Raw genomic sequence first — 18471 nt, 5'->3', positions numbered from 1 at the left:
AGGGCCGTACAAACGGCCCAGAATAGGAGCGACGTTACTTACAGACTCTGGCGTCGGTAAAGAAACCGCCGCTTTGGCACCTGGTGCCTTCTTCGCAGTGGCTGTCTTCGGTGCAATAGCACTCGCCGCGCAAATTACAGCCTGGCGTTAAATAATTGCTGAGCGGGTCAGCGCCGCTGGCACGCTCCCAAAATGGATTGGTGAAAACGTTGTAAGGGTCTACCTCTTGCTTGAAGGCGACAAACTCGTTCCATTTAGGGAAGCGCGAGGGCATGTCTTCAAAAATAGCCACAGAGTTTTTGCCCCAATGTGGGCGGGCGCCATACTTACGCAGGGACATTTGCTCGATTTCTAAGTTCACAAAGTAGTGCTTGGGCACAGCGGCACCTTTTTGGCGCAGGGTATATTCAATGCCGACAAAGGCACTGTCGCGGCCAGCACTCATGCCCAGATAACTGTCAGAGGCTTTGCCAAAGCGAAAGTAAATGCCATTCAGTGGGAAGCAAGTACGCGGGTTGTTAGCGAGAATTTTACGCACATCGGCAATCCAGTTTGGCAGTTGTTCAAACGGAATGGCAACCTCTTGCAAGGCGATGGGGAGCTTATCCCAAACGCATTTGTCAGGGTCTTTGCATTGGAAGTATTGCATGCGATCTGAGAAGCCAACCGGTTTATAGCTCTTAAGGCCGTTTTTCATTTTGCGAAAGTAAGAGCCATCGCGGGCACCGTAGCGCACGGCGGCGGCAAAGCACTGTAGGCTGGAGTTGTTGGTCTCGTGCAGAGCGTCAAACAGCAGGCCAAAAAAGTATTCCTGCACATCGGAAACATCGGCCTGGGCGTTGTAGTCATTGCCTTTGGTGGATAGCGGTACCTCGTTATACAAGGTGGTGGTGTAACGTCCCAAGCCTGGGAACCAAGCGACATTGGCGGAATAGTTATTACGCGCCAGATCCAGAATGACCTCTTCTAAGTTACTGTCATCGCGATAACCTTTGACCTCGGCGCGCACTTTAAAGGCGGGCTCCAATTGAATGGTGGCTTCGACCACCACTCCTAATACGCCAAGGTTAACGCGAGCAGCATTAAGCTCTTCGCCAGTGAGTACGCGCACATCGCCGACACCATCGACGATTTTCATCGAAGTCACATAGTCAGCAATCATATTGCTTTTCTTTTGGAAGGTAGAGCCATGGGTGCCGCTGCCCAGCATACCGCCAATGGTAAAAGTGCCGAGCTCTGTCACCATGTTCACGGCCAGGGCTTTGTCGCGTAAAAAGTCATTGAATTGATTAAAGCGCATGCCGGCTTCGACGGTGATGGTCATGGCTTCTGGGTCAAAATCGACCACGTCGGTCATGTTTTCCAGAGTGATTTGTATTTGGTCATCGGCGGCGCAGGCGGCATCGATTTGGCTGGCAAATTTACGGTTGCCCGTCATGACTGTATTGCCATTAACTAAGGCCTGACGAACGATGTCCTGTACTTCGGCAATATTATTGGGGCTATAAATGGCGGCCGGCGAGCACTCGTAGGTGCCTTGGTAATTTTTGAGCTTTTCTCGCTCCTGCGAATACAGCTGATAAGAGCTGAACAGCACCGCTGCCGCAGCGACAGCGGGAAAGATAAATTTTTTTAATGTCATGTCGTTTCTCCTGGCCAAATGGGCTCATCCAAATTGAGGAAGCAAATAGGTATCTATAAGTTGGCGCACTTTGCGGCTGTGACGTGGGTATTTTTCACGCAAATAGTCACCGTAATTCGCCTTGTAAATGCCAGTCGGGCGCGGGCCTATGGCAGGTACCCAGAGCGCATGATTGGTGGTGGCAAAGTTAAGGTCTTGATGGGCCAGCTTGCAGATGGGGCCGGCTGCTAGGTCTTTGGCATCAAAAAACCAATACTCTTTGCCGTTAGACTGGGCTTGGCTTGGATGCTTGCGCACCACCGCAGTAAAGATATAGCCGTCATCCTGGGCGGTTGATCCTTGTCTGGCCATAAACTGCGGGGTGCGTACTACGCAGTCGTCGGGAAAGGTGTACACGTCACTGATGCGCATATGTTTGCAATCCATATGCACAATCGATGACGGTATCGATGTTTTAGGCAGTGAATCATTGTCGAAATAGCGCCCTGGGTAATCTTCATAGGCTTTAGCTACGCGACGTGGTAAGTGCTCGGGGCGATAACCAATCGCCGACCAATAAATATGTTCAAACTTCTCAGGGAACTGGAAGTGACCGCGATAGGCCGGGTCGTTCATGTCCCACAGTAGGTTCTCATCACGAATAACACGAAAATCTTGTTTGATTTCCTCAGCATGGGAATCACTGACCCAGATGCGTGCGCGTACCAAACCACCTACGTCGACTGGGGCAACCGGATAGCCAGAGATGGACTCATCCACGCGACCACCAAAATAGAGGCGCTCCCAGTTGAATAACTGTTCCGATTTATCCATGGCTCCCAAGTATTGACCATAGAGGGTGATTTCGCCGTGGCTGTCATCGAAATCGCACATGATGTCTGAGGTATCAAAGTCTAATTCAACGTAATCGGCAATGACTTGCTTCGTCCCGTTGAATAGATCCGCTTTGCGAATAATCCATACCGGTGTTTTATGCTGTTGTGGTGTGACGATGGTGGTGCCCAAGATACGGGTGGCTTCAACGCGGGCGGCGGTTTGAAAGATCAAAATATGATTGCGAGTAACGCCTAAGGAGTGAGACGTCGTTTCGAGCCAGGCGTTATTGCCTTGGCGATCTATGATATTCCAGCGCTGCAGTGGGCCTGCTAAGTCCCAGTGAATTAAATGCAAAAATGCGTCTTTTTTACCCATTTTTCCAACGTTGCCGCCATAGTTAATGGTGAAGCACTCTTCTTTTTCCAGGTCAAAAAATGGATGGCCGGTGGTTCGAATTTGAGGAAATAGATGTTTTTTCGGCGTCAGTGCGTCAATAAAGGGCGGCAGGCTGGACTTCCATTCCGTGGGCAAACCTATGGGCGTTATAAGGTCTAGGGTGGTGGCATCAAATTCAAACGGCATACCGCCTTCGTAGCTGAAGGCAAAGCGGTTGTTGCCCATGTAATTGGGTGCCGTATTGCAATAGTTCATGTAGCCCAAGGTAAGGCTTTGATAAATCGTGCCTCCCATCAGGTTGAACTTGTCTAGCCCATGAGTGATGTGGGTTTGCATAATGGCCGACGGCGTATCGATCATCTTGCGTTTAAATTGCACTTGGCCATCGCCAATATCCAACCGGGTAACGGCACCGCGCCCATTGGGACTGAGATGGTTGGTTTCTAAGGGAATGCCTTCGGCAATAAACACATGGCCGAACATATCCGTAGGAATATGGCCTTCCAATAAATTCAGCGTACCGCTACTGGCTTCTAAGCTACCGTCCATAATACTGGTGGGAAAGCTCGATGGCTCCAGCCGCGAGTGGGCTAGGGCCGTAGCCGGTAGCATGGGGGTAGCCGCTGCTACTTTTAGAAAATCACGTCGTTTCATCGCCAGCTCCAGTGGTTTGTTGTTGTGATGATCCGAAGTATCCGGACGAAGCCTTTACCACTAGCATGAGGAAAAAACGCTCAGTGTCTCTCGCTGAATAAAACTAGACGATAGTATTAAAAAAATAATATTAGTGATAAACCTGATTTTTACCTGTATTAAAGAGGAGTGCTCTATGGCTGCACAGCAGGCTTTATTCGATCGCATCAGTGAGAGCATCGGCGAAGGCCGGGTTGAGTGGCTAGGCGTGCGTCCCGAGCGACGCCAGCCCATGCACCCGCTGCAAGAAGCCTACGCCATTGAAGCGCTGGGGCTCGAAAGCGACCGTCGCTGTCATAGCCGCCCTGGGTCGGCACGCCAGATAACATTAATCAATGCTGAGCATTTGGAATTGGTAGCTAAGTGGCTGGATCGCAGCGAGATCGATCCAAGCTTGGTAAGGCGTAATATCGTCGTGTCTGGTGTTAACTTACAAGCGCTACGGCATCAGCATTTTGCCGTAGGAGAAGCGATTCTTTTAGGTACCGCTCTGTGTCACCCCTGTTCGCGCATGGATGAAAATTTGGGGGTAGGCGGTCATGCTGCCATGCTGGGCCATGGTGGCTTATGTGCCAAAGTCATTCAGCCTGGGCTGATTAAGTTGGGAGATGCGGTTCGTCGGCTAGAGGTTCTGGTTTAGTGCTTGTCAGCCAAGCAGCCGGCTGCTATTTTCCCAGTTAATATTCTTATCAACCTAAAGGATTGTACTGTCAGCACTGCTGGGCGCAGTGAAAGTGTCTGAGTGCGAACAGAATTATTGCCTATGTCATCTGTTGTGAATCAAGTCGTTGTGGCTGGCGTTCAGCCGCCCACGACTGTTGTGGCCTAACTCGGCTATATCCATCCTGCTGCAGTAGCGTTTACTGAGGCCCAACTGGGGTCGCAGCGGGTTCGCACGTTTCAACAGATGAGATTTTCACATGCTTACCTTATTTTCTCGCGCGCCTTGGGCGCCGATGGCCCTATTTGTTCTTTTATGGGGCAGTGCTGCGATTTTTATTCGCATTGGTCTAGATCACAGTTCGCCGCTGGCGTTGCTGGTGATGCGCTTTGCGTTAGCGCTACTGGCTTTGCTGTTGCTGATAAGAACGGCTGGTGGTGGCTGGCCCGCTAAAGCCTCTTTAAAGCGAATCGCGTTAGCCGGCCTGCTGATGATTGGCTTATATTCGATTTGCTATTTCCAGGCCATGTTTCATGGCGTCACACCGGGTTTGCTGGCCACCGTACTGGGTGTGCAGCCGATTTTAACTTTGCTATTTACCGAGCGGCGTTTTTCAGCGCTGCGTTTGAGCGGTTTATTGCTGGCGCTTTTGGGGCTAACCCTAGTGGTTTGGCAAAGCCTGACTCAGGCCGAATTGTCGTGGTGGGGCATGGGCTATGCCTTGGCAGCCTTGGTCTGCATTACCAGCGGCGCCATTGTGCAAAAAGGCGTGCAGCAAACGCCGCTAAAAACGCTGCCACTGCAATATGTGGTCACATTATTGGTATTGGCATTGTGGGCGCCAACACAACCCTTTGACTGGCAAATGGAGTGGGGCTTTTGGGTGCCGCTGTTGTGGATGGGGTTGGTGATTTCTGTCGGTGCCCAGTTGCTATTTTATCAGCTGATACACACCGGCAATCTGGTCAATGTCACCAGCCTGTTTTATCTGGTGCCTGTGGTCACTGTGGTACTGGATTTTCTGGTATTGGATAACCACATGCCACTGTTGGCCTTGCTGGGAATGATGGCAATTTTAGCGGGTTTGGCGTTGGTAATGCGGCAAAGTGGCTAGCACCATTGGCGCAAGTCCTCTGGTCGATCGATGTCGGCAATAATGCCGGCATCGTCAAGTGTTACTAAATGTGCCGGTTGCTGCTGCACAATATGGCGTGCCCCTTGATCCCCTTGGCATTGCAGTAATTGCTGTTTAAAACAGGCAGCAAAGCCCACTGGGTGGCCGCGGCGGCCATCGGCTAATTCGGGTATCACCAATGCGTGTGATTCGAGTGCTTGCGCTATGCGCAGGTAGGTGTCGGGGCGAATGGCTGGCATATCCGCTAGGGCAATTAACCAGCCGTTGTTGCTTGTCGTGCTGGCAACGCCAAAGGCCAAACTGTGGCCCATGCCTAGCTCGGCATCCGGGCATATCGCTGTGTCAATATTGAGTGCTTGCAGCCGCTCGGCGAGGGCTTGGTCGTTTGGCGCTAAAATAACTTTTAAGGGTAGGCCGCTCGCTTGAATATTGGCCAGGGTGGCAAATAACACAGGCTTGCCCGATGGCAATAACGCTAAGCGTTTATCGCCGCCAAATCGACGGCTGCAGCCAGCGGCGAGTAGGATAACGGTGGCGGGCATGACGGCTCCCAATCAGAGCCGTCAGTGTATCAAACATTACAAGTAGCGATCATTAATGGCTTTCATCGCAGCTTTATCGGCTTTGATCGCATCGATGGCTTGCTGCAACTTTTGCACGTCAGCGCTATCGACGTCGGTACTGACGCTAAAATACAGCTGACCTTCTTTAAGCACGCTGGCGGTTTCAAAGTCATCATTGTTTAAGCCAGCCTGACGAATAAACCAACGGCCCACATTTTCTTCATAGGCCCAGACATCAATGCGGCCTTTATCCAGCATGCGCGCTAACGATTCGGCGTTGGGCACATAGCGAATATTGCTGTCTTTAGCACCGCGTTCGCGTGCCATTTGCTCACCGATATCATCGCGAATGACTCCCACAACTAAGTTGCTGAGATCTTCGCCTACCGTCAGATTTTTATCTTTGCGTGCCAGCAGCACAATGCGTGTATCGGCAATTGGGCCGACCCATTGAAATAAGGGCTCACGCTCTTCGGTACGGGTGGTGGAAAACAGCACCACACCTGGGCCGTCTAAGGCGGCGCGATACGCTCTTGGCCATGGCTGCAGTTTGATGTCAGAGCGCTGCACATTGGCGCCCTGGCGCTCCATGGCAGTGACCAGTAAATCGACGGCAATACCGCGCAGTTGGTTGCCCTCGTACATATTGTAGGGTGGGTAAGATTCTGTCAGGTATGTGAGCTTGCTTAAGTCTGCCTGGCTGACGTTCGCCCAGAACAACAATGAAATGATCAGCAAAAAACGTGGCATTGCTCTGCCCCCGTGGCCGTGGATATGGCTTTAGATTAGGTCAGGAGAGCGGGTGCCGTGTTGCAAAAACGTCAGGCGCTCATGTTACCGCATGTTGCTGCGGCGTATTAGCGCTGCTGTAACAGGTGGGCCAATACGGAAATGGCGATGTGATAGGGCGTGTGGGAGTTGATGGCTAAGCCGACGGGGGCGTGCAGCCGAGCCAGTTGATCAGAGTGGAGGCCCAGTTCAGCCAGCCGCTGGCGGCGCTTAGCAGACGTTTGCTGCGAGCCCATGGCCCCGACGTAAAACGCTTGGCTGTCGAGGGCTTCGATGACGGCTAGGTCATCCACGCGTGGGTCATGGGCTAAGCCGATCACGGCACTGTGGGCATCATGAAACTGCTCACGTACCAGCTCATCCGGCATGGCTTTAACCACGCGAGCGCCCGCCACCTTAAAGCCGTGTAAAAACTCGTCGCGAAAATCGCAAATGGTGACGTCAAACCCCGCCGGCTGAGCCAGCTTGGCCAGCTCGGCGCTGGTTTCGCCGGCACCGGCCAGCAATAGCTGGTAATCGGGCTTGAACAGCTGTTGCCAGCCCTCTGCGGTGTTGCCGGTCTTGCTGTGCTCAGCAGGCAGCAGCCGGCGCTGCCCATCCTCTGCAACGCTGCGGGCACAAGGCCGACGCTGCTGCAGTGCTTGTTGCAGTGCCTGAAAGTGAGCGACGTCATCACCATCGACGGCTTCGAGCAATATCTCCAACTGCCCGCCGCAGGGTAGGCGGTAGCGTTGCTGCTCGGCTTCAGTCACACCAAATCGTTGTCGCAGTGGGGCTCTAACGGGTGGGAGTTGTGGCAAGCGCTGCAATAAATCTTGCTCAACACAGCCACCCGATAGCGAGCCGATGTGGCCGTGTTCAGCGCACCAAGCCAGCATGGAGCCAACCGGTCTGGGGCTGCTGCCATAGGTGGCGGTAACCGTCGCCAGCCAACACGGGTGACCTGCTGACAGCCAGCTAGTGAGCTTGGAAATCACCTGCAGGTGATGGCCCGTCATGCCGTTAAGCGCAAAGGCAGGCTGCGCAACCGTTGGCCGCTGGCAGCAAATACGGCATTGGCGACGGCCGCTGCCAAAGGCGGCACACCAGGCTCGCCAACGCCCGTAGGGGCTTGCTGCGATGGCATGATAAATACCTCGAGTTGCGGCGTTTCGGTCATGCGTGCCAGTGGGTAATCGTGAAAGTTGCTTTGCTGAACTTCACCTTGTTGCAGTGTGATTTCTCCGTGCAGAGCAGCGGTTAGGGCGAAGATAATGCCGCCTTCCATTTGTGCTTTAACGGTATCAGGGTTAACGGCCAAGCCGCAGTCGACGCCGCAGACCACACGCTTTACCTTGATTTGCTCGCCTTCTACCTGCACATCGGCCACTTGAGCCACCCAGCTGCCAAAGCTTTTATGAATCGCAATGCCCTGCTGGCAGCCAGCCAGTGGCTGACCCCAGTGCGCAGCCTTGGCCACGGCTTTTAATAAAGCGACGGCTGGTGGGTGTTGTGCGAGATGACGGAGGCGAAACGCCAGCGGGTCGGTTTGCGTGTGATGGGCCAGTTCATCGACAAAGCTTTCTGTGACAAAGCCATTGTGTGAGTGGCCGACGGCACGCCAATAGCCGACCGGCACGCCCGGATCTGAGTGCACAAAGTCCACTTGCAAACTTTTAAAGTCATAGGGCAAATCATGGGCGCCTTCGTACGCCGAGGTGTCGCTAGGGGCAATGATGCCTTCACCCGCTTTGCCGGCGGAGGCCAGCGCCGGAAACATAAATTTGGGCATAAAAGGGTATTGTGCGGGGGCAGCATCGTCGGCAAACCATTCAAATACCTTGGGGTGAGCCAGGCGGTGCTGCCAGCCTTGTACGTCGCCGTCTTTGATGGCGGCTGCCAATCGGTGCACGCTGGCGGGGCGATAAAAGTCGTGCTGCGTGTCTTCCTCGCGGCTCCAAATCAGTTTGACTGGGCGTTGCATATGGTCGGCGATAGCAGCGCACTCACTGACGTATTCCTGCATGATGCGCCGGCCAAAGCCGCCACCGATCCAGGTGGTGTGCACTTTAATGTCGTCCAGGCTGTAGCGGCTGTGCCGGCCTGCGGCAACGCGGGCCATGCTGGCCGATTGGGTCGGTGCCCAAACTTCCATGGCGTTGGCGCGGGCATCGACCACGCAGTTTTGTGGCTCCAGCGTGGCGTGGGCCAAATGTGGCAATTGATACTCTGCCTCTAACACCTGTTTGCTGGCCGCTAACGCCTGTTCGAAATCACCCTCATCACGCACCCGATCGCCGCTGTTTTGCTCTAAGGCTTGGCGATGGAGTGAGATAATACTGTCAGTTGACGGTGCTACTTCAGGTGTTTGCCATTGCAACTTTAATAGCCGCTGGGCTTTGCGGGCTTGCCAGTAGCGCTCGGCGACCACGGCGATGCCCTGACGGCCAGCGGCTGTGATTTCGAACACCGCTACCACGCCTTGGGCTTGTTGGGCGGCGCTGAGATCACGGCTTGTTAGTGTGGCGCCCCAGGCCGGTGCTCGGCTCACCACGGCATAGAGCATGCCGGGCAAATCGACATCGATGCCGTATTCGGCCTGACCAGTGACCTTAGCGCGTGCATCTAAACGCTGCTCGGGTTTGCCGATGCGCTTAAACTGCCCGGCGCTTTTCAATGTGACCTCGGGCACGGATTGCTGAGCGGCCAACGGGGCCAGCTCGCCGTAGCTGAGGGATTGTTGTTGAAAATGCACATGGCCATTGTCGGCTTGTATGGCGCTTAATGGCTGTTGCCAGACTTGCGCTGCGGCTTGGCGCAGCATTTCTCGAGCACTGGCGCCGGCGATGCGGATGCGCTCATAACTGCTGGCCATGCTGGTCGAGCCGCCGGTGATTTGCAGCTTATAAATGGGGTTGTTGTAGAAGCTGTCGACCCCAGCGAAAGTGACGTCTACCTGCTCGGGTGCGACTTCCAACTCTTCTGCCAATAAGGTCACTAAGCCGGTGTAGGTGCCTTGGCCCATTTCTACTCGATCGAGCACAAAGGTAATACGGTTGTCGGTATGAATGTGCAACCAAGCATTGGCGTGCCAATCACTGTTCGACACCATGCCCTCATGGCCGATGCTGGCGCAGCCGGGCAAGGCGATGGTTATTAGCAAGCCGCCAGAGGCCAGTGCAGATGTTTTTAAAAACTGCCGGCGATTTAACTCAGTCATGATGTTTCTCCGGCTGGCGTCGTTCCTGATACAAAGGGTGCTGTGCGGCTTGATGAATGGCGGTACGAATTCTGGGGTAGGTGCCACAGCGGCACAGATTGCCGCTCATGGCTTGGTCAATGTCTTCATCTGTGGGGCTTGGGTTGTTCGCTAATAATGCTGTGGCCGACATGATTTGGCCGGATTGGCAGTAGCCGCATTGCGGCACATTTAAATCCGCCCAAGCCTGTTGCACTGGGCTTAGCCCCTGGCTTGGCGTCACGCCTTCAATGGTGGTGACTTGTTTGTCAGCGGCCAGGCTGACCGGTGTGATGCAACTGCGAATGGGCGCGCCGTCGAGATGCATGGTGCAAGCGCCACACAAACCAGCGCCACAGCCAAACTTGCTGCCTTTGAGTTTTAGCTCATCACGAATCACCCACAGCAAGGGCGTATCGTCGTCGATATCCAGAGAATGGCGTTGTCCGTTCACCGTCAAAGAGATCATAAGGGCCAACCTGTTATTCTAAGTGGCCCAAGGTTACTAACGCCTTCGCGGCTGGCCAAGCGGTTTTTACGGTATAGGATTGCGGTTTTTGTCTATTCGGGCCAGGGCATTGTCAGCTGAGCCTGACACGGCTAAAACAAACGTGCCGAAAAGGTATTCAGGCGGTCAGGGAGCGCTGCCAACACTATTACAAATAAAAATTATAGGTGTTTTATGAAACCAGCGATCTCACTGACGTCTGTAGCAGGCGCATTGGCCTCACTTATGCTGAGCACTCACGCTGTGGCGATGAGCTCGACGCCAGAAGCCGACCCTATGGCAGATTTTCATAACAGTTGGGTGGGCAAAGCGCTCAGCCAACAGCGCATGTTGGATGACGACTCTCCCCTCGCGGAAAATAATATTCTCGGCACTCACAACAGCTACAACTCCGAAGCCTATCGCAACGCCACTCGCTACCTAGACCCACAGCAAAAAGTCACCATTGCAGAGCAACTTAGTTTAGGTGCTCGCTTTATTGAGCTGGATGTTCATTGGACGGCACACACCCACGGTTGGCCATGGGAATGGGGAACCGATTTATTGCTTTGTCACTCGGGCATTGGTGAAGAGTGGGGCGATTTGCACGTGGGTTGTAGCCTCACAGATCGGCGCGTGAGCGAGGGTCTTGCAGAGGTAAAAAACTGGCTTAACAATAACCCACAAGAAGTAATTATTTTATATTTTGAAGATCACTCCGACGGTAATCACCAAAAACTGGTGGAGCTTTTGAATAACAGTATCGGCGATAAAATTTATGCCAGCGGCGGCTGTAAAGATATTCCCAATGCGTTAACAGAAAACCAAGTGCGCCAGGCCGGCAAGCAAGTGGTGTTTTGGAAGGATGGCGGCTGCTCAGACAACAACGCCATGCAGCAACTGGCCTTTACTGGCTTAGGCGACATTGATCGCGCCTGGGAAGACCGCACCGGTGTTGGTGCGATTGGCGCTATTTTTACCGGCGGTAAAGTTAAACGCATTGAAGCGGCGGATGTGCGCCAGCTGTATAAAAACGGCGGCAATATCGTCAATCTCGATGACATACACCATGACGATGATCGCTTAGCGGCAGCCGTGTGGTCGTGGGATGTGAACGAGCCTAATAATTACAACGGCAATCAACATTGTGCGGTGCAATGGCAAAACGGTCGTTGGGACGATACTGAGTGCAATAAAGAGCACTTTTTTGCCTGCGTTAACAGCTCTAACCAGTGGCAAGTCAGCAGCTGGCAAGGCCGTTGGCATCAAGGTGCTCAGGCGTGCCAGCAGCTAGGCAATGATTATCAGTTTGCTGCGCCGACCAATAGCAAAGACAATCAAGCCTTGATCGATGCGCGCGGTGGCATCAGTCATGTTTGGTTAAACGCCAGCGACCAACACAGTGAAGGCCGCTGGCAGGTGAATCGCTAAAAAGTCGAATAAAAGCCAGCGTTTGCTGGCTTTTTTCTAGCCAGTGATCGGCTATTGCTGTAAGCGATTTTCTAAGGTTAAACGCACATCGGTTACGCGATTTTCCCAGTCATAGTTTTGCTCATCTATTTTGTGTAGCTTGCTGCTGGTCTTGTTGTGCGTCAGGCTACGTTTACTGCGCTGTGAGCTATTCATTTCTTCATCCGTTAATGGGATGGCGGGGCCTGCAGTAATATTATATTGGCCGGCATCCACTGTGGTGAACTTGCCCGTCATCGGCACGATGTAACGACGCTTGCTGATGCTACCCAAGGCCCAGCGTACGGAGTTTTCACTGTATTTTTCCAGCATCCAATCCCAATCCCAGGGGCCATAGCCGGGGATGTGTTTATGCTGGTATTGATCGAGCATATCCTCAGCAGCACTTAGCTGATTGCGGCCACCAAAGGTGTACATCTCCCAAGGGCGATCTGTGGGGTGGTCTTGGCGGGCATTGCCTCCCCAGCGTAAAAAGTTTTCATAAGTGAGGTTGTAATCCATAAACATGGTGGACTGATAGGGAATGTCGGCTTTTTGCTTAAAAAAAGTAATGGTTATTTCACGCTTGCTACGTGGTGGCACCAGGGCACGATATTGAGCACTTTGTGAAACAGTATTGCTACTGCCCTCGGTTTCGCTCCAGCCCTGACTGGCGCTGAACTCGGCTTTAATTTCAGACTTGGCGCCAAATAACTTGAGCCCAAATTCATAGGTATTGGTAATACCGATGGTTTCGGTAAAGGAAAAGTCATCCTGCTTCGACCAGCTCTCGGTTTCGTTATAGCTCAATGTGGCAACTTGGGTATCCGTCGTATCGCCCTGGTTTTTAATCACATAGGTCACTGTTTTTATCGGCTCGCGGTCATACACCTGTGGCTCGCCTAATTGCAGTTCGCCCGGGTTGGTGACAAATCTAATATCGGATACTGTCATGGTTAAGCGCTCATCCGCTCGATAGCCATCGGCATACGGATCGTCGCTGTTATAGCGGGCCTTCAAGGTATATTGGCTAGCGTCATCTTGATAAATGGCGAAATCCTCGCCGACATGCTGAGAACCGGTGCCTCCGCACCAGCCAAAGCCCAAGAAATGTGCCATATAGGCGAGTGGCTGGTGAAAATCAGGGTCAGAAATGATGCTGTATTTTAGGCTGGCACTGTCCTGTTGCGCATACACTTTATCAGCGTAGTCGGGGATGTTATCCACTGCAGCTTGAACCGGTTGGGCTAGCGCCAGGGCAGACAATGCCATGGCCAACGTGCTGTGTGCTTTAAACATATTGAGTACCTTGTCTTTATTTTTGTTGTCCCGCGCAGCCACTGCTAGGCGGTCACTGGATAGTGGAATACGGTAAAAGCAGGATGCAATGGCGGATGGCGAGGTCGGTGTACGACAAAGGTCGACCAGTAATCTGGTACTTTTTTAGGATTGCCGATCGTGAGAGTGCGATAGGAAGTTCTGCTGATAAAAAAGTTATTGCAGTGTCAGCGCCAAATCATGTGGTTATTACTGATAGACGATTTTTTCTCACTTTTGAATTTTGGCGCTGAATGATTGCAAGGCCAAGTGCCGATGCTCACCAGATATCGGCGCTATAGGCCTATTGCTTGTGGGTGATTTGCTTTTGCAAGCGTGCCATTAGCAGTGGTTGCAGCACTGCCAAAACGGCGGCTAACACGGCCAGGGTTGCCATATGTTGCAAGGCGCCGTTGGCATGCTCGCTCAATACCCAGGTAGAAACGATGCCGGCAGCGGCGGACGCAGCATGCTGCACGGCGGTTTTTAATGACATAAAAGCAGCGCGCTGCTCCGGCGGTGGCACCCAGGTGAGTTGAGTATTCACAGCAACACTGAGGCTGGTACGCATCAGCATAAAGCTGACAAACATCACCATAATCGGCAGCCAGCTTTGGGTGTGAATAAAGGTGACCCATAGCACCAGCAAATACCCCAAGGTAGTCACCAAGGATACGCTCAGTGGGCCAAAGCGATCGCTGCAGCGCCCTGCCAAGCGCATGCTAAAAAAGCTCAGCGCACCGCCCACAAGGTAGAGCATGCCAATGTCTTCCCGTGGGTAGTTCAAATTGAGCTGATAAAAGGTGGATAAATGCGGAATTAATAAAAACCCCGACATGACGGAAATCGCCAGCATCACTAAACCTAAGCGCGGTGTGCCGGGTCGATACAGCATGGGCCACGAGGGCGGCAGGTTTCTATGTTGCACCGCTTGATGTGGTAATAAGCGTGCCGCCACCAGCGCCAAAGCAAAGGTAAAACCGCCAATGACCCAAAAAGGCGTGTGCCAACTGCCCCAGCGTGCCAGCTCAAGGCCAGCGGGCACGCCTAAAACAGACGCCAGCGAAAACGCCCCTGCGACTTGGCCCATGGCGCGCCCGCGGCGCTCAGCAGGAATGGCATCGATTAAAATCGCCATCGCCAACGCCATGGCTGGGCCGCCGAAAGCGCCGGCCAGCATGCGCGCAGCGAGAAGGGAGCTGGCATTAAATGACAAGGCTGCTGCCGTGGTACCCAAGGCCAACCCCAGCAAGCAAAACACCATGGCCGAGCGACGTGGAAAGCGGTCCAGCCATTTAGCGGCCAGCAGCGAGCTGATGGTGGCGCCGCCAGCGTACACACCCGTGACGATGCCCATTTGCGACGTAGCGATGCCTAGACCCTCGGCCAAGTCCGGCCCTAAAGGGGCGACCATCATAAAGTCGACGATGTTGATAAATTGCACGGTGGCAATAAATACCACCAGCCAGCGTTCGCTGAGGGAAGAGGGCGACATACACAAGCGGTCCAGAAATCGGTGGCATACCTTAGAGCTTGGTTAGCAGCTAAACAAGAGCACAGCTGTGAATGCTGTGTTGCAGACGATTGCAATGGCGGACTGTACTGGTGACTTTGCCAGCGACTGTAGCTGTTACGGAAATGTCAGCGACGTAGCCTTGTTCGTATTACAAACGCAAGGAGTCATTATGAAAACCATCGGCTTATTGGGCGGCATGAGTTGGGAGTCAACCGTCACGTACTACCAATTGATTAACCGCGGTGTGCAAAAGCGTCTGGGCGGATTGCACTCAGCCCCTTTGTTGCTATCGAGTTTTGATTTTGCTGCCGTGGCCAAGCTGCAGGCCGACGGTGAATGGGGCCTGCTGGCGGACTTGCTGTGCGACCATGCTCAGCGCTTGCAGCGGGCCGGTGCTGAGGCGGTGATGATTTGTACCAATACCATGCACAAGCTGGCACCTCAAGTGGAAGAAGCAGCGGGCATTCCGCTGCTGCACATTGCCGATGCCACGGCGCTGGCGCTGAAAGAGCAAGGTGTTAGCCGAGCGGGCTTATTGGGCACGCGTTTTACCATGGAACAGGGCTTTTACGCTGAGCGATTGCAGCGCCATGGCATCGACACTTTAATTCCCGACACTGCGCAGCGTGACGTGGTGCACAACGTCATTTATGAAGAATTGTGTCGCGGTGAAATCAACACCGCCTCGCGCCAGCAATACTGCGACATCATTGCCGACTTGCAGCTTCAAGGTGCCGAAGCCGTTATTTTGGGTTGCACAGAAATTGGTTTATTAGTGCAAGCTGAGCATTGCACTGTGCCTTTGGTTGATACTGCCGTGGTGCATGCTCAAGCTGCAGTGGAGTTTGTGCTGGGTGAGTCTGCGGCTGAGTGGGAGTAACCTGCTTTACAGAGAACGCCATAGAATAGAGTCTCTGAATGGTTCGGTGCCCGCTCTGGAGCGTCAGGGCTCAAAATCACGAAGCCGATTTGCCGCTTTCGTGTCCTGAAGCAGAAGCTTGCATGCTGTCAGCAGGCCACTCCAGTTCTCTGGCGCTCCCTTTAGAGTGCGGGCAACAGGCCTCCATAACGTCGTTGGCGTGCCATAAGTGCCTTGCTGTTAAAGCTTATTGCACTCGTGCTGTGACTCAGAGCTACCCTAAGCACTTACAGCGTGGCGCCGCATTGAGCGCCACTTGTTCGCTTACTTCAGCAAATGCTGTTGAAAGAAGAGTACAATGGCTTGGCTGTAAACATCGCGATTTTCTTTCTTGCGATAGCCATGACCTTCATTTAACGCATTCATATACCACACCAGATTATCGCTTTCGCGCAACGCTTTAACGATTTGCTCGGCTTCGGTCACGGGAACGCGCGGATCATTTTCACCCTGCACAACAAACATCGGTACCTTGATTTTATCGACATTGTTGTTGGGGCTGATGCGCTGTAGAAAATCATGCATTTTCGGGTCACGTTCATCACCGTATTCAACTCGGCGCAAGTCGCGGCGGTAATCTTGGGTGTTTTTTAAGAAAGTAACAAAATTAGAGATGCCCACCACATTGACGGCGGCTTTGAGTCGGTCGCTGTAATGCACGGCACTGGCAAGCACCATATAACCGCCATAGCTGCCACCGATAACGGCAACGCGCTGCTGATCCAAATCAGGCTGGGTGGCAATCCAATCTAATAGGGCGCCAATGTCTTTGACCGAATCTTCACGTTTAAAGCCATTGTCCATGGCGACATAGTCTTTACCGTAACCAGAAGAGCCACGCACATTGGGAGCAATGACGGCAACCCCGAGTTTTTGCAGCCACATTTGCAACGTACTACTAAAGCCTGGTCGGTATTGAGACTCTGGTCCGCCGTGAATACTAATCACCACTGGGAAGGGGCCTTCACCGTGTGGCTTATATACAAAGGCTGGCACCTGTAAGCCATCGAAGCTGTCGTAGCGAATTAATTCGGGCTCGATAAAGCGCTCAGTATCCAAGCCGCCAACTTCACTGTAGGTCCAGCGTTTTAGATCGCCTTGTAAGTCGCTGACAAAAACATCGGTGGCTGTTTGGCGAGTATTAATCGACATGGCCAGACGTTTATCGTCCGGGCTAAACGCCAAGCCGCCCACCAACCCCATGGGAAGATTTTCTAGCCGTCGATATTGATGGCTGGCAGTATCCAGTAGATAGACTTGGGTCAAGCCATCAACATTGGCGCTAAATGCTAGGGTTTGGCGGTCACTCGACATATCGCCGCCGCTAATATCCCAGTTGATGTCTTCCGTGATCACGGACTCTTGGCCATCGCTCAGGCTCATGTGGGTCAACTGAGTGAATTCACCAAAGCGATCTGTCAGCAAATAGATGCCATCGTAATTGGCATTAAAACCTGCTGTATAATTACGTGAGGGCTGCTTATCATCGCCCGCCAATCGCTGAGCTTTACCGGTTTTTAGGTTTTTTAAATGCACGGCCGATTGGGTAGAAGAGGTGTACTGCTGCATTAACAAATAATCATCGCCTGCTGAAAAGGCTGCTGGCCCCCACCAGCTACCGTCGTTAGCAGCATGCACTAGGGTATGTTTGGGCTGGCGGTCATCACCTCTGAACTCTGCCATCCAGATATCATTGGAGCGGCCATTACGACGGGTGCTTTGATAGGCTAGACGGGTACCGGACTCATTCCACAGCAGAGCGTCATTGCGTGATTCGCCATCCGAAATCATCCAATGCTCACCGCTGGTTAAATCCAATAAGAAAATTTGCGCAAACTCATTGCCGCCACGGTCCATGGTAAAGGCCAATTGGTTATGCTTGGGGCGCATCACTACTGAGCCAATTGGCTCATCAAAAAACGTCAGTTGATGGCGACTGCCACCGGCTTTATCTACTCGGTGAATCTGACTAACGTCGCCAAAGCGGGTAGTTATATAAAGACTGTTGCCATCTTGAGACCAACCCTGAAAGCTGGCTGAACGTACATTTTGATAGCGATTTAAGTCGTTAATAATATCCTCGGGAATAGGCGGAATGTCCTCCAAAATCAGGTTGCCATTGTTCAGGCTGCGTTGTTCGACAGCCTGCGCAGGCACAGTGAGGCACAGCGCCATCACAGTGGCCAGCATCGAGCGAAATACCATGGTTAACTCCTTGTTGGTTAATGGCGTCGGAGTGACTTGACTGAAGGTTGCCTTAAAAGAAAGTTACTCCTGACGCTTATAATACTCTTTCAACTCATCCTTTTTGGTGCGCTCCCAAAGCCCCATGCCTGAAAAATACCCAGCTCGGGCAATGGCGTGAGCGGCAACCGGGGCGGTGATAAAGGTAAATAAAATAATCGCCATCACTCGGGTGATGACGCCCGATTCGGAAAAATATACCGCCACAGCAATCATAATAACGGTAATGGCTAATACCCCTGACTTGGTGGTGGCATGCATGCGTGTGACCAAGTCTGGTAGGCGAATAATGCCAATCGAGGCGATCAGCATCAAAGCACTGCCTAGCAGCAACAATAAGCTCACTATCAGTTCAGTCATCGTTAGAGCCCCTTAATTGTACAAATTTGGCAATGCCAACGGCGGACAAAAACGCAGTTAATGCCATCACAATGGCAATATCAATGTAGGCGGTTACGCCTGTGTCAATGGCATGAATACCTGCCATGGCGACCACCAAAGAGGCAATTAGCTCCAGTGCCACAATGCGGTCAGGCAAATAGGGGCCGCGTAACAGGCGCCAAAGCGCCAGTATCATAGCAACAATAATAAACAGGTAACTTAGCGTAATGACAATACTCAGCATTG

16 protein-coding genes are annotated in these 18471 nt (G+C 52.8%); 4 read left to right on the top strand and 12 right to left on the bottom strand.

Going from position 1 to position 18471, the window contains the following annotated elements:
- Positions 1 to 34 precede the first annotated feature (34 nt).
- The gene (locus IE090_RS10020) at positions 35 to 1642 is read right to left on the bottom strand and encodes a D-arabinono-1,4-lactone oxidase (protein ID WP_189388232.1); all 1608 of its coding nucleotides are present in this window, start codon (positions 1640 to 1642) and stop codon (positions 35 to 37) included.
- A gap of 24 nt (positions 1643 to 1666) precedes the next feature.
- Positions 1667 to 3508: a carotenoid oxygenase family protein gene (locus IE090_RS10015; protein ID WP_189388231.1), complete on the bottom strand. Its 1842-nt coding sequence runs from the start codon at positions 3506 to 3508 to the stop codon at positions 1667 to 1669.
- 175 nt (positions 3509 to 3683) lie between these two features.
- On the opposite strand from IE090_RS10015, the gene IE090_RS10010 reads away from it, so the two are divergent.
- Positions 3684 to 4187, top strand: coding sequence for an MOSC domain-containing protein (locus IE090_RS10010; RefSeq protein WP_189388230.1), 504 nt, complete (start codon positions 3684 to 3686; stop codon positions 4185 to 4187).
- A gap of 280 nt (positions 4188 to 4467) precedes the next feature.
- Entirely contained in the window at positions 4468 to 5322 is an 855-nt protein-coding gene (locus tag IE090_RS10005; protein WP_229815670.1) for a DMT family transporter, read from the top strand.
- On the opposite strand, the gene IE090_RS10000 is transcribed toward IE090_RS10005, so the two are convergent.
- The 5 genes from IE090_RS10000 to IE090_RS09980 form a co-directional block, all read right to left on the bottom strand.
- Positions 5319 to 5885 (bottom strand): nucleotidyltransferase family protein, encoded by a 567-nt coding sequence (locus IE090_RS10000; protein ID WP_189388229.1) that lies wholly within the window; start codon positions 5883 to 5885, stop codon positions 5319 to 5321. The two genes, IE090_RS10005 and IE090_RS10000, sit on opposite strands and share 4 nt — an antisense overlap.
- A gap of 36 nt (positions 5886 to 5921) precedes the next feature.
- Positions 5922 to 6656 (bottom strand): substrate-binding periplasmic protein, encoded by a 735-nt coding sequence (locus IE090_RS09995; protein WP_189388228.1) that lies wholly within the window; start codon positions 6654 to 6656, stop codon positions 5922 to 5924.
- Positions 6657 to 6763: 107 nt separating this feature from the next.
- Positions 6764 to 7693 (bottom strand): XdhC family protein, encoded by a 930-nt coding sequence (locus IE090_RS09990; RefSeq protein WP_189388227.1) that lies wholly within the window; start codon positions 7691 to 7693, stop codon positions 6764 to 6766.
- Entirely contained in the window at positions 7690 to 9894 is a 2205-nt protein-coding gene (locus IE090_RS09985; protein WP_189388226.1) for a xanthine dehydrogenase family protein molybdopterin-binding subunit, read from the bottom strand. Before IE090_RS09985 ends, IE090_RS09990 begins: the two co-directional genes overlap by 4 nt.
- Positions 9887 to 10381, bottom strand: coding sequence for a (2Fe-2S)-binding protein (locus IE090_RS09980; protein ID WP_189388225.1), 495 nt, complete (start codon positions 10379 to 10381; stop codon positions 9887 to 9889). Before IE090_RS09980 ends, IE090_RS09985 begins: the two co-directional genes overlap by 8 nt.
- A 213-nt stretch (positions 10382 to 10594) precedes the next feature.
- Between IE090_RS09980 and IE090_RS09975 the strand changes: the two genes are divergently transcribed.
- Positions 10595 to 11830, top strand: a complete 1236-nt coding sequence (locus tag IE090_RS09975) for a phosphatidylinositol-specific phospholipase C domain-containing protein (RefSeq protein WP_189388224.1) — start codon at positions 10595 to 10597, stop codon at positions 11828 to 11830.
- Positions 11831 to 11881: 51 nt separating this feature from the next.
- Here the strand turns inward: IE090_RS09975 and IE090_RS09970 are convergent, their stop codons facing one another.
- Both IE090_RS09970 and IE090_RS09965 read right to left on the bottom strand, forming a co-directional pair.
- The gene (locus IE090_RS09970) at positions 11882 to 13147 is read right to left on the bottom strand and encodes an aerolysin family beta-barrel pore-forming toxin (RefSeq protein ID WP_189388223.1); all 1266 of its coding nucleotides are present in this window, start codon (positions 13145 to 13147) and stop codon (positions 11882 to 11884) included.
- 322 nt (positions 13148 to 13469) lie between these two features.
- Entirely contained in the window at positions 13470 to 14660 is a 1191-nt protein-coding gene (locus tag IE090_RS09965; protein WP_189388222.1) for an MFS transporter, read from the bottom strand.
- Between the two features lie 190 nt (positions 14661 to 14850).
- Between IE090_RS09965 and IE090_RS09960 the strand changes: the two genes are divergently transcribed.
- Positions 14851 to 15561 carry an aspartate/glutamate racemase family protein gene (locus tag IE090_RS09960; protein ID WP_189388221.1) on the top strand — a complete coding sequence of 237 codons (711 nt, stop codon included), beginning with the start codon at positions 14851 to 14853 and terminating at the stop codon, positions 15559 to 15561.
- A gap of 303 nt (positions 15562 to 15864) precedes the next feature.
- Here the strand turns inward: IE090_RS09960 and IE090_RS09955 are convergent, their stop codons facing one another.
- From IE090_RS09955 to IE090_RS09945, 3 genes are all read right to left on the bottom strand, one after another.
- Positions 15865 to 17805 (bottom strand): S9 family peptidase, encoded by a 1941-nt coding sequence (locus IE090_RS09955; protein ID WP_189388220.1) that lies wholly within the window; start codon positions 17803 to 17805, stop codon positions 15865 to 15867.
- Between the two features lie 63 nt (positions 17806 to 17868).
- Entirely contained in the window at positions 17869 to 18204 is a 336-nt protein-coding gene (gene mnhG, locus IE090_RS09950; protein WP_189388219.1) for a monovalent cation/H(+) antiporter subunit G, read from the bottom strand.
- The gene (locus tag IE090_RS09945; RefSeq protein WP_189388218.1) at positions 18197 to 18469 is read right to left on the bottom strand and encodes an MrpF/PhaF family protein; all 273 of its coding nucleotides are present in this window, start codon (positions 18467 to 18469) and stop codon (positions 18197 to 18199) included. Before IE090_RS09945 ends, mnhG begins: the two co-directional genes overlap by 8 nt.
- Between the last annotated feature and the right edge of the window lie 2 nt (positions 18470 to 18471).

The sequence above is a fragment of the Bacterioplanes sanyensis genome (assembly GCF_014652515.1).
Taxonomy (GTDB): domain Bacteria; phylum Pseudomonadota; class Gammaproteobacteria; order Pseudomonadales; family Oceanobacteraceae; genus Bacterioplanes; species Bacterioplanes sanyensis.
This window is presented reverse-complemented; position numbering and strand designations above follow the sequence as displayed.

Bases quoted from the DNA above. Each gene is read 5' to 3' on its own strand.
- IE090_RS09945 (WP_189388218.1), bottom strand. From the start codon at position 18,469: ATGCTGAGTATTGTCATTACGCTAAGTTACCTGTTTATTATTGTTGCT.
- IE090_RS09965 (WP_189388222.1), bottom strand. From the start codon at position 14,660: ATGTCGCCCTCTTCCCTCAGCGAACGCTGGCTGGTGGTATTTATTGCC.
- IE090_RS10010 (WP_189388230.1), top strand. From the start codon at position 3,684: ATGGCTGCACAGCAGGCTTTATTCGATCGCATCAGTGAGAGCATCGGC.
- IE090_RS09970 (WP_189388223.1), bottom strand. From the start codon at position 13,147: ATGTTTAAAGCACACAGCACGTTGGCCATGGCATTGTCTGCCCTGGCG.
- IE090_RS10015 (WP_189388231.1), bottom strand. From the start codon at position 3,508: ATGAAACGACGTGATTTTCTAAAAGTAGCAGCGGCTACCCCCATGCTA.
- IE090_RS09955 (WP_189388220.1), bottom strand. From the start codon at position 17,805: ATGGTATTTCGCTCGATGCTGGCCACTGTGATGGCGCTGTGCCTCACT.
- IE090_RS09960 (WP_189388221.1), top strand. From the start codon at position 14,851: ATGAAAACCATCGGCTTATTGGGCGGCATGAGTTGGGAGTCAACCGTC.
- IE090_RS09980 (WP_189388225.1), bottom strand. From the start codon at position 10,381: ATGATCTCTTTGACGGTGAACGGACAACGCCATTCTCTGGATATCGAC.
- IE090_RS09985 (WP_189388226.1), bottom strand. From the start codon at position 9,894: ATGACTGAGTTAAATCGCCGGCAGTTTTTAAAAACATCTGCACTGGCC.
- IE090_RS09995 (WP_189388228.1), bottom strand. From the start codon at position 6,656: ATGCCACGTTTTTTGCTGATCATTTCATTGTTGTTCTGGGCGAACGTC.
- IE090_RS10000 (WP_189388229.1), bottom strand. From the start codon at position 5,885: ATGCCCGCCACCGTTATCCTACTCGCCGCTGGCTGCAGCCGTCGATTT.
- IE090_RS09990 (WP_189388227.1), bottom strand. From the start codon at position 7,693: ATGACGGGCCATCACCTGCAGGTGATTTCCAAGCTCACTAGCTGGCTG.
- IE090_RS10005 (WP_229815670.1), top strand. From the start codon at position 4,468: ATGCTTACCTTATTTTCTCGCGCGCCTTGGGCGCCGATGGCCCTATTT.
- IE090_RS09975 (WP_189388224.1), top strand. From the start codon at position 10,595: ATGAAACCAGCGATCTCACTGACGTCTGTAGCAGGCGCATTGGCCTCA.
- IE090_RS10020 (WP_189388232.1), bottom strand. From the start codon at position 1,642: ATGACATTAAAAAAATTTATCTTTCCCGCTGTCGCTGCGGCAGCGGTG.
- mnhG (WP_189388219.1), bottom strand. From the start codon at position 18,204: ATGACTGAACTGATAGTGAGCTTATTGTTGCTGCTAGGCAGTGCTTTG.